The sequence below is a fragment of the Streptomyces sp. NPDC018019 genome (assembly GCF_044327805.1).
Taxonomy (GTDB): Bacteria; Actinomycetota; Actinomycetes; order Streptomycetales; family Streptomycetaceae; genus Streptomyces.
Genome location: NZ_JBIRGD010000022.1, coordinates 1 through 12,745, shown reverse-complemented (window position 1 = coordinate 12,745; position 12,745 = coordinate 1). Strand labels below are relative to the sequence as shown.

General features: G+C 72.1%; 15 protein-coding genes and 1 pseudogene. 8 read left to right on the top strand and 8 right to left on the bottom strand.

Going from position 1 to position 12,745, the window contains the following annotated elements; genetic code table 11:
- Nucleotides 1-183 precede the first annotated feature (183 nt).
- Entirely contained in the window at nt 184-756 is a 573-nt protein-coding gene (locus ACH4FX_RS30315) for a class I SAM-dependent methyltransferase (protein WP_398484279.1), read from the bottom strand.
- A gap of 54 nt (nt 757-810) precedes the next feature.
- On the opposite strand from ACH4FX_RS30315, the gene ACH4FX_RS30310 reads away from it, so the two are divergent.
- On the top strand, nt 811-1,575 hold the full coding sequence (locus ACH4FX_RS30310) for a helix-turn-helix domain-containing protein (RefSeq protein ID WP_398484277.1): 765 nt from the start codon (nt 811-813) through the stop codon (nt 1,573-1,575).
- On the opposite strand, the gene ACH4FX_RS30305 is transcribed toward ACH4FX_RS30310, so the two are convergent.
- From ACH4FX_RS30305 to ACH4FX_RS30295, 3 genes are all read right to left on the bottom strand, one after another.
- On the bottom strand, nt 1,560-2,123 hold the full coding sequence (locus tag ACH4FX_RS30305; RefSeq protein ID WP_398484275.1) for a hypothetical protein: 564 nt from the start codon (nt 2,121-2,123) through the stop codon (nt 1,560-1,562). The two genes, ACH4FX_RS30310 and ACH4FX_RS30305, sit on opposite strands and share 16 nt — an antisense overlap.
- An 85-nt stretch (nt 2,124-2,208) precedes the next feature.
- The gene (locus ACH4FX_RS30300; protein WP_398484273.1) at nt 2,209-2,373 is read right to left on the bottom strand and encodes a hypothetical protein; all 165 of its coding nucleotides are present in this window, start codon (nt 2,371-2,373) and stop codon (nt 2,209-2,211) included.
- 45 nt (nt 2,374-2,418) lie between these two features.
- Nucleotides 2,419-2,625: a hypothetical protein gene (locus tag ACH4FX_RS30295; protein WP_159058142.1), complete on the bottom strand. Its 207-nt coding sequence runs from the start codon at nt 2,623-2,625 to the stop codon at nt 2,419-2,421.
- Between the two features lie 408 nt (nt 2,626-3,033).
- On the opposite strand from ACH4FX_RS30295, the gene ACH4FX_RS30290 reads away from it, so the two are divergent.
- The 3 genes from ACH4FX_RS30290 (at nt 3,034) to ACH4FX_RS30280 (ending at nt 5,055) form a co-directional block, all read left to right on the top strand.
- On the top strand, nt 3,034-3,219 hold the full coding sequence (locus ACH4FX_RS30290; protein ID WP_398484271.1) for a hypothetical protein: 186 nt from the start codon (nt 3,034-3,036) through the stop codon (nt 3,217-3,219).
- A gap of 144 nt (nt 3,220-3,363) precedes the next feature.
- A complete protein-coding gene (locus ACH4FX_RS30285; RefSeq protein WP_398484269.1) occupies nt 3,364-4,266 on the top strand; it encodes a GNAT family N-acetyltransferase in 903 nt (300 codons plus the stop codon).
- Nucleotides 4,267-4,386: 120 nt separating this feature from the next.
- Nucleotides 4,387-5,055: an alpha-ketoglutarate-dependent dioxygenase AlkB family protein gene (locus tag ACH4FX_RS30280; RefSeq protein ID WP_398484524.1), complete on the top strand. Its 669-nt coding sequence runs from the start codon at nt 4,387-4,389 to the stop codon at nt 5,053-5,055.
- Between the two features lie 32 nt (nt 5,056-5,087).
- Here ACH4FX_RS30280 and ACH4FX_RS30275 read toward each other — a convergent pair whose 3' ends face one another.
- On the bottom strand, nt 5,088-5,564 hold the full coding sequence (locus ACH4FX_RS30275; protein ID WP_398484267.1) for a pyridoxamine 5'-phosphate oxidase family protein: 477 nt from the start codon (nt 5,562-5,564) through the stop codon (nt 5,088-5,090).
- Nucleotides 5,565-5,651: 87 nt separating this feature from the next.
- Between ACH4FX_RS30275 and ACH4FX_RS30270 the strand changes: the two genes are divergently transcribed.
- Nucleotides 5,652-5,918, top strand: coding sequence for a DUF2277 domain-containing protein (locus ACH4FX_RS30270; RefSeq protein ID WP_398484266.1), 267 nt, complete (start codon nt 5,652-5,654; stop codon nt 5,916-5,918).
- 37 nt (nt 5,919-5,955) lie between these two features.
- Here ACH4FX_RS30270 and ACH4FX_RS30265 read toward each other — a convergent pair whose 3' ends face one another.
- Nucleotides 5,956-6,975 carry an endonuclease/exonuclease/phosphatase family protein gene (locus ACH4FX_RS30265; protein ID WP_398484264.1) on the bottom strand — a complete coding sequence of 340 codons (1,020 nt, stop codon included), beginning with the start codon at nt 6,973-6,975 and terminating at the stop codon, nt 5,956-5,958.
- A 226-nt stretch (nt 6,976-7,201) separates the two neighbouring features.
- A complete protein-coding gene (locus ACH4FX_RS30260) occupies nt 7,202-7,819 on the bottom strand; it encodes a flavin reductase family protein (RefSeq protein ID WP_398484262.1) in 618 nt (205 codons plus the stop codon).
- Between the two features lie 121 nt (nt 7,820-7,940).
- Here ACH4FX_RS30260 and ACH4FX_RS30255 point away from each other — a divergent pair, with 121 nt between their 5' ends.
- Nucleotides 7,941-9,089 (top strand): right-handed parallel beta-helix repeat-containing protein, encoded by a 1,149-nt coding sequence (locus ACH4FX_RS30255; protein ID WP_398484260.1) that lies wholly within the window; start codon nt 7,941-7,943, stop codon nt 9,087-9,089.
- Between the two features lie 51 nt (nt 9,090-9,140).
- Here ACH4FX_RS30255 and ACH4FX_RS30250 read toward each other — a convergent pair.
- Nucleotides 9,141-9,743, bottom strand: a pseudogene (locus ACH4FX_RS30250) (alpha/beta fold hydrolase); the annotation flags it as partial.
- Between the two features lie 298 nt (nt 9,744-10,041).
- Here ACH4FX_RS30250 and ACH4FX_RS30245 point away from each other — a divergent pair.
- Both ACH4FX_RS30245 and ACH4FX_RS30240 read left to right on the top strand, forming a co-directional pair.
- Nucleotides 10,042-10,569 carry a DUF4232 domain-containing protein gene (locus ACH4FX_RS30245; RefSeq protein ID WP_398484258.1) on the top strand — a complete coding sequence of 176 codons (528 nt, stop codon included), beginning with the start codon at nt 10,042-10,044 and terminating at the stop codon, nt 10,567-10,569.
- 362 nt (nt 10,570-10,931) lie between these two features.
- Nucleotides 10,932-12,542 carry a M4 family metallopeptidase gene (locus tag ACH4FX_RS30240; protein ID WP_398484256.1) on the top strand — a complete coding sequence of 537 codons (1,611 nt, stop codon included), beginning with the start codon at nt 10,932-10,934 and terminating at the stop codon, nt 12,540-12,542.
- Nucleotides 12,543-12,745: the final 203 nt, after the last annotated feature.

Below are 12,745 nucleotides of genomic sequence, written 5' to 3'. Positions count from 1 at the left end.
TCCTTGGCTGCTCCACGCCTTCGGCTCGGCTCTCCCCGTCCAGGGGATACGCCGCAGCCACTGGCGGGCAGTCTTCCTGGGCCGCAGCAGCCCGTCGTACTGGCAGAAGCCACGAAGTTGCGGGCGGCGTCCCGGCTGCGCGTACGAGGCGGGGGTGTGCCGCTGTGACGGGTCAGCCCTCTCTCAAGCCCGCACGGCCCGGAAGCGGAACCTTCCCTTCGCGCGGGTGACGTCGGCCGGGCCGAAGCCGGCGCCGCGCAGGCGCTGCGGCAAGGTCTCCGGCGGTACGGGCACATACGTGTCGCCCAGGTGCAGCAGGCGGAAGCCGGGACTCGCGCAGCCGTCGCAGCCGGCGAACACGCCGCCGGGGCGCAGTACGCGCCTGGCCTCCGCGAAGAGGCGGTCCTGCTGTTCCGGGGAGGGCACGTGGTGCAGCATCGTGAAGCAGACGACGGCGTCGAAGCCGCCGTCGGGGAACGGCATCGCCGTCCCGTCGCCGTGCACCACCTCGACCCGGTCCCCGTACGTCTTCCGGAGGTCCTCGGCGAACTCCGCGTCGACTTCCAGGACACTGAGTCTGCCCGGCGCGCGCCGTTCCAGCACGCGTGTGGTGGCGCCGTAACCGGGACCGATCTCCAGGGTGTCGGCGCCGAGTCGCACTCCTTCGAGGGCCCAGGGGAGCAGGTTCTGCTCGACTCCCCGGGCCCACTTGTCGGAGCTGCATATCCACTGGTGCAAGCGATTCATGGAGGCCATGTGGCGATGCTAGGAAGCGAGGACGGTGTCCACCACGAGGTAGGGGGACACGTCTTGTCGCGATACGGACAGCTGGCCCCTCGTGGCGGGTATCCGGAAGCCGCCGTCGTCGTCGGCAGCTTCGCGGTCGGCGACGGCCAGTGGTACGGGCGGCACTGGCACACCACCCATCAACTGGCCTGGGCGGAGCGCGGCGTCATCGCCGTACGCGCCCAGGGGAACACCTGGGTGCTGCCGCCCACGATGGCGCTCTGGATACCGGCGGGCATCGAGCACGCGACGGGCGCGTCCGGCCCGGTGCTGGGCCGGAGCCTGTGGTGCCGCCCCGACCGCTGTCCGGTGGACTGGACCGTGCCCACCGTCGTGGGTGTCCCGCCGCTGCTGCGCGAGCTGATCATGTACCTGGCGGACGACGGGCTGGCCGCGGACGCCAGGGAGCGGGCGGAAGCGGTCGCGCTCGATCAGTTGGTGCCGGTGTCGGTCACGACGGTGCTGGCGCCGCTGCCCCGCGACGCGCGGGCGCGCCACGTCGCCCGTGCCCTGCGGGCGCGTCCGGCGGACGACCGGACCCTGGCGGCGTGGGGCGCGGAGGTGGGCGCGAGCGCGCGGACGCTGGCCCGCGCGTTCGCCGCGGAGACGGGGATGCCGTTCGGGCAGTGGCGCACCCGAGTACGCCTCCAGGCCGCGATGCCGCTGCTGGCCGCGGGATCGCCGGTGGCGGCGGTGGCCGCCCGGGTCGGCTACGCGTCACCGAGCGCGTTCGTCGCGGCGTTCCGACGCGTGGTGGGGGTGCCGCCGAGGGCCTACTTCGCGCCGTGAGGGCGGCGCGGGGAGCGGTGCGATCGGGGACGGGCTGCCGGGACTCGATCGGCCAAGCGGTCGTACAAGGCCATGGGCGTCACATAACCCGGCCAGCGGCCGTCGGCGAAGAGGTGGACTCCGGCGTCGCGGTAGCTCTGGTCGACCAGTTGGGAGCAGATCATGTGGCCGGTGGCGGCGACGTAGCGGCGCAGGCCGGGGAAGGGCAGGCGGAGGCGGTGGACGGCGATCGCCAGGAAGTCGAGGAAGCTGTACGGGACGCCCTCGTAGCGGCGGCCGGCGGCGCATATCGCGTCGCGTTGCCGGTCCGTGAGCCCTTCGGGGCACACGTACAGGACGTTCGCACCGTCGTACGCCGCCAGGGTGCGGACCGTCGCGCCGCCGGGTTCGGCTTCGACGAGCATGCCGTCCGGGAGCACGAGGAAGGCATGCTGGTAATCACCGAAGCCATTTCCGTTCAGCCATTGTCCGATGCGGATCAAGCGACCGACATTGCCGCTGATTTGGGTGAGACCTATGTCTCCGGGCATGGGCAGGGCATGCTGCATATGCGGCTCCGGGCACACACGTGAAGGGGGGAGGTTTTCTGTGTGATACCCGATTCGGAGCCGTTGAAAGGGCGTACGGAAGAAATCACCGGGCGAATTCGGCGGCGGGCGGGCCGGGTTCGGCCCCGCCGCCCGCCTTGCCCGCCGCGTACCCGAGCGCGGATCCGACGGTGCCGGCGCCCTCGGCCGCGGACCGACGGGCGAGGCGGGAGAGGCGCCCCGCCCGGTCCGTTCGCGTGCCGGCAGGCACACCCGGTGGGTGCCGGATGTGCCCACCATCAAGGCGCTGGGGCAATCAGTCCTGCTCCAGGTCCCCGAAACGGGCGGCCGAGTTCCAGTTGCCGCTGCCCCAGTTGTGCGAGGCGTGACTCGGCGCATTGGTGTACTTGCTGATGTTCACCTCGTCGTCGTCGTGGCCGTGGGCCTGGGCCGCGACGACACCGGCGGCGGACAGGCCCACCACCGCGAGGCCGACGAAGAGCGGACGCATGACAGAACGCATACCAACATCCTCCTTTGAGGCGTGCTGAGAGTGACTGACAGTGCCGATTCAACCTCCGGCGCCCGGTCATATGAAAGGAGAAACGCTACTTTTCTCCCGATATACCCGGTTGGCCTATGGAGCCGGTGGGCGTGCGGCGGGGAAAGTCGGGAGGGCAGAGGGCGGGCGACGGTGGAAGCCGGGACTGCCGAAGCTGTCGGGGCTGCCGTGATGACGGGGAAGTGGTCCCGCGGGGACAGAGGGTGTGGGGCTGGACACATATGGAGAATCCCCTGCACCGGACACGTACCGGTCAGGGCAGGTCAGCCGCGTGCGCACGGTGCGCACGACGGCGCCGGGGAGCCGTACCACCGCCGAGGGGCGTTCGGCGAGGGGGCGTTGTCAGTGCCCGCCCCTAGCATGGACGGCATGCCCCCAACTCCTTCCCCCTGCATGGGTGCGCCGCTGACCGCCGCCGACGCGAACGAGGCGATCCGGCAGTTCGTGCGCGCCCGCCGCGGCCGGTCGTGGACGGCCGAGGACCGTACGGAGTACGCGCGGCTGCTGGAGATCTGGACGCACGCGGTGCAGCGGACCGTCGCCGAGGCCGTCTGAGCCGGCCGGTCGAGCCGGTGACCGAAGCCGCGGCGGAGACGGGTGGAATCCGCTCCGGAGGCGCGGTGGAGGCGGCGGTCGGGACCGTGGGCGGTGCTGGTAAACCGTTGGCGGTGGGCGTCGTCCTGCTGCTTGTATGCGGCCGTGAGTACTGCCGGAATTGACGAGAACGCTTGCGCCGACGACCTGCTGAAGCAGTTGCTCAGCCGTATCGAGGCGTATTACGACGCGGTCCCGCGCAGCGCCGCCCGGGCAGAGGACTTCGGGGCGCTGACGCTCTTCGTACGCGACGGCCGGGGCTGGCCGTACTACGCGCGGCCGACGCTGGACTGGCCGGGTGACCCGGCGAGCGCCGCCGACGTGACGCGGGTCCGGGCCCGGCAGCGGGAGCTGGGCGTGCCCGAGAGCTTCGAATGGGTCGCGGAGAACGCGCCGGAGCTGCGCGCCGCGGTGGAGGAATCGGGGCTGGTGGTGCAGCCGCACCCGTTGCTGGCGCTGGAGCTGGAGACGGAGCCGGATGCGGAGCAGGGGGACGACGGGGACGACGGAAGCGGGAGCGGTCCCGGAGGCGGAGCGCAGGTGTGCGTCCGCGTGCTGGCGGACGGTGATCCCGCGTTGGCGCACGCCGTCGCCGTTCCCCATGTCGCCTTCGGACAGCCGGACACCCGGGTCGGTGTGGCAGGCGCCCGGGAACTGGCGGAGACGGCCCGGCTGCTCGTCGAGGACGGCTCGGTGGCCGGCGTGGCGGAGCGCATACGGAACGGTTTCACCGCCGTGGCGGTGGCCGAGGAGGACGGCGCGGCGCTCTGTGCCGGGCAGCACCAGCCGGTCGGCGAGGTCAGCGAGGTCGTCGGCGTGGGCACGCTGCCGAGCGCCCGCCGCCGCGGCCTGGGGCTCGCGGTCACCGCCGCCCTGGTGGCCGACGCCCGTGCGCGGGGTGTCCGTACCGTGTTCCTGTCGGCCGGCAGCGACGACGTCGCGCGCATCTACGAACGGCTCGGGTTCCGGCGCGTCGCCACCGCGCTGATCGCGGAGCCGGGCGCGTAGCGCGGGCCGCCCTCCCAGGGGCGGCAGGCGGGCCGGGCAGGTGCTGGAGGAGAATGGGCGGGAAGGACCGTACGCGGTGCCGCCCACGGGCACCGGACCGGGAGTGAGATCGCCGTGAACATGCCCCTGCCCGGCTTCGGCGGTCCGGAGCCCGTACGGTCCCGGCCCGCGCCGGGCGCCGTGCACGTACCCGGCTGGCTGCCCCTGGAGCGGCAGCGGGAGCTGGTGGCCGCCTGCCGCGGCTGGGCACGGGGGCCGGTGCCGATCCGGCACACCCGGCTGCCGCGCGGTGGTGTCATGTCCGTACAGACGGTGTGCCTCGGCTGGCACTGGCAGCCGTACACGTACCGGCGCACCGCCGACGACGTCAACGGCGCCCGGGTGGCGGAGTTCCCCGACTGGCTGGTCGAGCTGGGGCGGGCGGCCCTGGCGGACGCGTACGAGGACCCCACGGCGGGCGACGGCTACACACCGGACACCGCTCTGGTCAATTTCTACGACGGCCAGGCCACGATGGGCATGCACCAGGACAAGGACGAACGGTCCAGCGCCCCGGTCGTGTCGCTCAGCATCGGCGACACCTGCATCTTCCGCTTCGGCAACACCGAGTCCCGCGGCCGGCCCCACACCGACATCGAGCTGGCCTCCGGCGACCTGTTCGTCTTCGGCGGGCCGTCGCGGTTCGCGTACCACGGGGTGACCAAGGTGCTGCCGGGGACCGGTGACCCGGCGACGGGGCTGACGAGCGGACGCCTCAACATCACGCTGCGGGTCACCGGTCTGGAGTGACGGTCCTTCCGGGGTACGCGGGCGGCCCGCCGCTACTGTGCCGTGCCCGCCAGCAGCCACCGGCCGACCGGGACCTCGAAGAGCACCCGGTCCGCGCCCGGCCGCTCCGGAACGGTCACGTCCCAGTCGTACTTCGCCAGGAAGGCGGCCACCACATCGGGCGGGAAGGGCGGCTCGGAACCGGCGGCGGACGGGGTGCCGCCTTCCATGGGCGCGTGCCACACCCGGGCGCGCCCCTCCGCCACGACCGGCGCCTCCCCGCCCTCCAGGGCCAGCGAGACCCGCGGGTCCTTCCCGGCGTTGCGCGCCTTGACGGAGGCGCCGTCCGCGCCGATCCACCAGGTGCCGCGTACGAAGACGAACCAGACCGGTGTGACGTGCGGCGAGCCGTCCGGCCGCAGGGTGCACAGCCAGGCGATCCGCTCGGTGGCCAGGCGGGCCCGGACGGCGGGTTCGAGGTCCTGCGGCGGCCGGCGGCGCCGGGGCTCCTGTGGGCGAAGATCATCCATCGCGCCATTCCACCAGAGGGGCCGGCGGCGGGGCACCGGTTTCCGGCCGTCCGGCCCGGCCGGGCGCCCGCGAGGCACACTGGAGGTATGTGCCGCAGCATCAAGACGCTCCGACCGCCTGCCACCCCCGAGGTGACCGAGGACGACATCCGGGCGGCGGCCCTCCAGTACGTACGCAAGATCTCCGGCTTCCGGGCGCCGGCCGCGCACAACCGGGAGGTGTTCGAGCAGGCCGTGGACGCGGTGGCGGCCGCGACGCACGACCTGCTGGCCGGGCTCCGGGTACGCGGCAGGAGCGGCGCCGCAGCCGCCGGTGACGGGAGCCGGGAGAACCGAAGCGCTCAGACCGGCTGATCCTGGCGGTTCCGCCGTCCCCTCTGGCTCCGCGGGCTCACTTCCCGCGCGCTTCGGGCAGCTCCAGCACGGCCCGTACCGGCAGGTGGTCGCTGGGGAACTGCCCGTCCTGGGAGAACGTGTCGATCACGGCGCGGTGGGTGCGTACCGACGGCGAGGTGAGGATCCAGTCGATCCGTTCGCCGTCCCGTACCAGGGGTTTGTAGCCGTGGTACGTGGCGTACAGGGTGCTGCGCGACTCGGCGGTGTCCCAGGTGTCCACGAGGGGGCCGCGGCCGAGCATGGTGTCGTAGACGGGGTTCCGGTGCGCGGGGACGTTGAAGTCGCCGGTGACGACGCGCGGCAGCGCCGGGTCCAGCGGGCGCAGCCGGTCGGTGATCAGGGTCGCGGAGCGCTCTCGCGAGTACTGGTTCAGGTGGTCGAGGTGGGTGTTGAGGGCGTAGAACTCACCACCGGTCCGCCGGTCCCGGAAGCGCGCCCAGGTCGCCATGCGGACGATGGTGTTGCCCCACGTCGCCGAACCGATCAGATACGGAGTGTCGGACAGCCAGAAGTGGTCGTACTCGACCGGGACCAGCCGGTGGACGTCGTAGAAGATCGCGGCGAACTCGTCGCGGCTGCCGCCGGCACGCCCGGTGCCGAGCCAGGCGTAGTCGTCGCCGAGGTCCTCCGCGATGTCCTGGAGCTGGTGGTAGAGGCCCTCCTGCGTACCGAGCAGGTGCGGCGCTGCCCGCTCCAGCAGTGCGCGCATGACCGGGCGGCGTTCGGGCCATGAGTTGGGGCGCTCGTTCGACGCGTACCGGAGGTTGAACGTCATGGTGCGCAGCCGCCGGTCGCCCTGGGCGGCGTGCGCGGCGCCGCCGCCGTACGCCAGGGCAGGCGTGCCGACGGCCGTCGCCGCGACCACCCGCAGCGCGGTACGGCGGCTGAAGGGGCTCACGGAGGCGCGGGCGGCGCCCGTGGCCGCCGGTGCGCCCGGAGCCCGTCTCCCCGCCGGGGCCGGTGGCGCGTCCAGCGGGAGGTCCGGCGCGGCGGCGGAGCCCGTCGATCTCGTCATCGCATCTCCAGTGGCCGGTGGCCCGCTACGCCTGCGGGCCGGGTCATTGCAGAGTCTCGGAGACGAGGGTGATGCGGAAGTGGACGGCAGGGAGAGGGGGACGAAACGCGCTGCCCGCCCTTCCCCCCTCCCGTTCGCGCGGCATCCGGTACCGGACCGCGGCCCGGCCCGGTCCACGGGAGCCGGACGTCCCGTACTCCGGCTCCCTCGTCGCACCGCGCTCCGGTCAGGCGCCCGCGGCCGGTCCTTGCCAGTCCGCGTACCGGATACGGGAGATCTCCCGTACGCCGCCGAGCGTGCCCCACTCGTCCTTGCCCAGGCGGGACAGCGGTCGCAGGGCGGTGATCTCCGGGTGGCCGTCGGTCATGACCTCCTCGGAGACGACCGCGTGCACGACCCGGCCGAAGACGACGGTGGAGTCGCCGAACCGCACCGTGCTGTGCAGCTCGCACTCGAACGCCACCGGCGAGTCCGCGACCCGCGGCGGCTTCACCCGCAGGCTCGGCTCGGCGGTCACCCCCACCTCGTCGAACTCGCTGACCCCGCGCGGGAAGTCGGTCGCCGTCTCGTTGATCTGCTCGGCGAGCTGTTCCGGCGCGAAATTCACCACGAACTGCCCGGTCTCCTCGATGTTGCGGAGGGAGTCCTTCCGCCCGACGGCCGAGAACTGCAGGACGGGCGGCGCGACACAGGCGATGTTGAAGAACGAATGCGGAGCGAGATTGGCCACGCCCTCGGCGGAGATGGTGGACACCCAGGCGATGGGCCGCGGGACCACGGACGCCGTGAGCAGCCGGTAGAAGCCTTGCCGGTCGAACTGTTCAGGATCGAAGTCGATACGCATGAAGATCAGTATCCATCCCCGGGGCAACCTTCCCGCCTCCGGTGACCACAAGGGGGTGCGCGGTCCGCGGGCTCCGGCCCGGGACCGCACCGCTTCGTCCCCCACGAAAGGAACAACTGCCGTGAGCAGCACCGGTCGTCACCGCCGGAACCGCACCCTGACCCTCGCCGCCGCCGTCGCCGTGGCCGCCGGTGCGGGCGGCGCCTGGCTGGGTCTGGCCCCGGGCACGGCCGGCGCGGCCTCGCAGACCGTGGTCGTGTCGACCGCCGCGGCCCTGCAGGACGCCGTCGCGCACGCCAAGGCCGGCACCACCATCCAGGTGCGCGGCGGTACGTACTACCCGACCAGCAGCCTCAAGAGCGCCGCGGACGGCACGCCGACGGCACGCGTCACCCTGGCCGCGTACGGCAACGAGAAGGTGCGGATCGACGGGTCGAAGCTGCCCGCCGGGTCCTGGCTGGCCGGAATATCCGGTGATTACTGGACCGTCCAGAACCTCACCTTCCAGAAGTCGCCCGCGCACGGTTTCGTCGCCACCTCCTCCACCGGCGGTGTCTTCAAGAACCTGGTCACCGCCGACAACGGCAACTCCGGTTTCACGCTGCGCGGCGACGGCACCAACGACAACCTCGTGCAGAACCTGGACAGTCACGGCAATTTCGACCCCGCCACGCACGGTCAGAACGCCGACGGCATCGCTGTCAAGTTCGGTTCGGGCAAGGGCAACCGGATCACCGGGGCCCGGCTGTTCAACAACGCGGACGACGGGCTGGACCTGTGGAAGTTCGCCGGTCCGGTCACCATCGAGCACACCTGGGCGTACGGCAACGGCAAGAACCGCTGGAACGATCCGGCGTTCGAGGGCAACGGGAACGGCTTCAAGCTGGGCGGCGGCGGTACCGTCGCCGCGCACGTCGTGAACGACAACGCGGCCTGGGACAACACGCTCCACGGCTTCACCGAGAACAGCAACCCCGGCGCCACCGTGCTGCAACGCAACACCGCGTACGCCAACAAGGAGGCGGGCTTCTACTTCGCCACGGGCAAGGCCCGCCTGGCGAAGAACCTGGCCGTCGCCAACGGTGACCGGCCGGCGAAGGTGGGCTCCGCCGCCGTGTCGGCCGGGAACACCTGGGACCGCGGGGTGACCACGCCCGCGTTCCGGTCCACGGACGCCCGGACCGCGTACGGCCCGCGCCGGGCGGACGGCTCGCTCCCGGTGACCACCTTCCTGACGACCGGCGCGCCCATCGGGTCGACCATGAGCTGATCCGGCGCGGTGGACGCGGGCGCGCCCCGGTGCCGGGGCGCGCCCGCGCTTCTACCGGCTCGCGGCCCGCGCCGCCGCCAGCTCACGCGGCCGGGCGGCGAACGGGGTGTGACTGCCGGGCAGGGTGCGGACGGTGAAGGGACGGCCGGGCACGGCACGGTCCGCTTCAGCGATCATCAGGTCCTGGGTGGCGGGCGGCAGGGCCCGGTCGTCGGCGCAGCGCAGGAACACCCGCGGTATCCGGCCCCACCGCTCGGCGGTCACCTCGACCGGGTCCGCAAGGATCGCCAGGGGCAGGTCCGGGCTCAGCGCCAGGCGCCAGCGGGCGAACCGGTCCGCGGAGGTGTCCTGGTAGTGGGTCTGCCGCAGTTCCCCGACGTATTCCGGGTCGGCGGAGAGCGGGTTGATACGGTTGGCGCCCAGCGCGTCCGGGTCGCCGAGCGGCAGGCCGCGGCCGAGCGCAGTGGCGTTCTCGGGCGCCGCGATGAAGGCGGCGAAGCGCGGGCGGCCGGCGGGCACGAACGCGGAGAGGTAGACGTTCCGGTCCACGAGTTAGGGAGCGCGCTCGGCCGCCAGCGACGCGGGTCCGCCGCCCGCGCTGTGCGCCACGAGCACGACGGTGCGGAAGTGGCGCACGCGGCGCAGCGCGGCGAGCTCGCCGCGTTCCTCGACACCGTCCGCGGGGTGTGCCCGGAAGCGCTGTGACGTACCGGGTACGCGGCGCCCTGCCGGGCCGTTAGCGGCCCGTTAGCCGATCAACAGTGCCGCCGCCCAGAGTGGGGCGCGAGCAAGGAAGTACGGGATGCACGCTCCCGTCCGCTGACGCACGGTTCCGGCCGGATGTGGCCGATGCCCCGATCCGGTACGTATCGAGCCGCGCGGAGGGGGCAGGCGGGTGGGTGCATCACAGATCGGTCTCCCCGGACACCGGGGAGAGAGGAGTTGATCGACCATGCGTGGTCTGCGTACCGCTGCCGCTGTCGCCGCCGCCGTCGCGCTCACCGCCGGGGCGGGGGCGGGCGTCGCCTCCGCCGCCGGCGCCGGGCCCGCGGGTGCCGGGGAGTGCCAGCCGGGGACGCTGAAAGCCACCACCACCGACGCGGGCGGGAGCCAGGCCGGGATGAACCACGCGGGCACGTACCTGCGGGTGCAGAACACCGGCGGGACCACCTGCGCGATATCCGGTTACCCGGGTCTGGCGCTGGAGGGGGCCGGGCACACGGCGCTGAAGACCGAGGTGCGGCACGGTGATACGTACTTCGCCAAGGACCCGGGCGTGCACCGGGTGACTCTGAAGCCGGGCCGGAGCGCCTACGCCGACCTGGTGTGGACGCACACCGGCGCGGACACCGCGCCCGCCAAGTTCCTCCAGATCTCCCCAACGGGCAGCAACGCGCACAATGTCGTCCCGTTCGATCAGGAGGTGGACAACGGCACGCTGTCCGTGACCGCTTGGTCCGCGAAGCTGCCCGCTGCCTGAGGCAGCCGACCGTACGGGCTCGGAGGCCCGGCACCCGTTCGCGGTGCCGGGCCTCCGGCATGCGGTCCGCGCTCCGGACCGGCCGGTCGGCGTCTCGGGCGTCGCCCGCCCCCTGGCGTCCGCCCCTCGTTCACAAGGCTGTTCACAAAACTGGTCGCACACCGGCCATAAATAGGTGACAAACAACCGCATTTCGTCAAACCCCATGTGAAATCCTTGTTGAAGACCTGACAAGAACGGTCGGGTAATGGCACTCTCCTCTCGATTCACTCCTGCACCACCGGGCGGCCCGACAGGGTCCGCCCTCCCCCTCATCCGGGCCGCACCCACACGGCCCGCGCTAGGAGACTGAGTTGAGACGCATGACCTCCACCCCCCGCAAGCACTCCCTCCGTGCCGCCGCCCTGGTCGCCTCCGCCGCCATGGTCGCGGTCGCCGTCCAGACCGGATCCGCGACCGCCCAGCCGGACGCCGCGACCGGCGCCACCGCCGTCGCGCTCTCCGCCCAGCAGCGGGTGACCGCGATCAAGAGCGCCCAGGCGGAAGCCGCCGACACCGCGCGGAAGATCGGCCTCGGCGGCCAGGAGAAGCTGATCGCCCGCGATGTCATCAAGGACGCGGACGGCACGGTGCACACGCGCTACGAGCGCACGTACGAGGGCCTGCCGGTCCTCGGCGGGGACCTGGTCGTCCACGAGAAGAAGAGCGGCGCCCGCACGGTCGACAAGGCGACCCAGGCCGAGATAGCCGTGCCCACCACGGACGCCGCGCAGCCGGCGACGGCCGCCAAGAAGAGCGCGCTGTCCGCCTCCGCCGCCGAGAAGAACACCAAGGCCGAAGCCAAGGCCGCGCCGCGCAAGGTGATCTGGGCCGCCTCCGGCAAGCCGGTGCTGGCGTACGAGACCGTGGTCACCGGCGTCCAGAAGGACGGCACGCCGAGCGAGCTGCACGTCGTCACCGACGCGAAGACCGGGGCCAAGCTCTTCCAGGACGAGACGATCGAGACCGGTACGGGCACCAGCACGTACAGCGGCACCGTCCCGCTCACCACCACCAAGAGCGGCAGCACCTACAACCTCACCGACGGCGCCCGCGGCGGCCACAAGACCTACGACCTGCGCCAGGGCACGTCCGGCACCGGCACGCTCTTCACCGACGCCGACGACAAGTGGGGCGGCGGCCGGCAGACCGCGGCCGTCGACGCGCACTACGGCGCGGCGGTGACCTGGGACTACTACAAGAACGTGCTCGGCCGCAACGGCATCCGCAACGACGGCAAGGGCGCCTACTCCCGCGTCCACTACGGCAACAGCTACGTCAACGCGTTCTGGCAGGACTCCTGCTTCTGCATGACGTACGGCGACGGCGAGAACAACAGCAACCCGCTGACCTCGCTGGACGTGGCCGCCCACGAGATGAGCCACGGTGTGACCGCGGCCACCGCCAAGCTCAACTACAGCGGCGAGTCCGGCGGTCTGAACGAGGCGACGTCCGACATCTTCGGCACGGCGGCCGAGTTCTACGCCAACAACGCGGCCGACAAGGGCGACTACCTCATCGGCGAGAAGATCGACATCAACGGTGACGGCACGCCGCTGCGCTACATGGACAAGCCCTCCAAGGACGGCGCGTCCAAGGACTACTGGTCCTCCTCGCTGGGCGGCGTCGACGTGCACTACTCCTCGGGCCCGGCCAACCACTGGTTCTACCTGCTGTCCGAGGGCAGCGGCACCAAGACGATCAACGGCGTGACCTACAACAGCCCGACCTACGACAACTCGAAGGTCACCGGCATCGGCCGCGGCAAGGCCGAGAAGATCTGGTACCGCGCGCTGACCACGTACTTCACCTCCACCACGAAGTACGCGGGCGCCCGCACCGGCACGCTGAAGGCCGCCGCCGACCTGTACGGCGCCAACAGCACCGAGTACAAGACGGTCGCGGCCGCCTGGACCGCGATCAACGTGAAATAAGCGGCACCCGACGCCGGTCTCCGGCGCGCCCCCCGTCGTCAACGGCGCGCCGGACCACCGCACCCACGCAGCCCCGCCGGAACTCCGGCGGGGCTGCGTGGGTGCCTAAGAGCTCCTAACGCAACGTGGGGCGCAGGCGTCGCCAGCAGATGAGTGAGCAGGCGAGTTTCAGGAATGCCTCGTGGATGTCGTCGCGGGTCTCC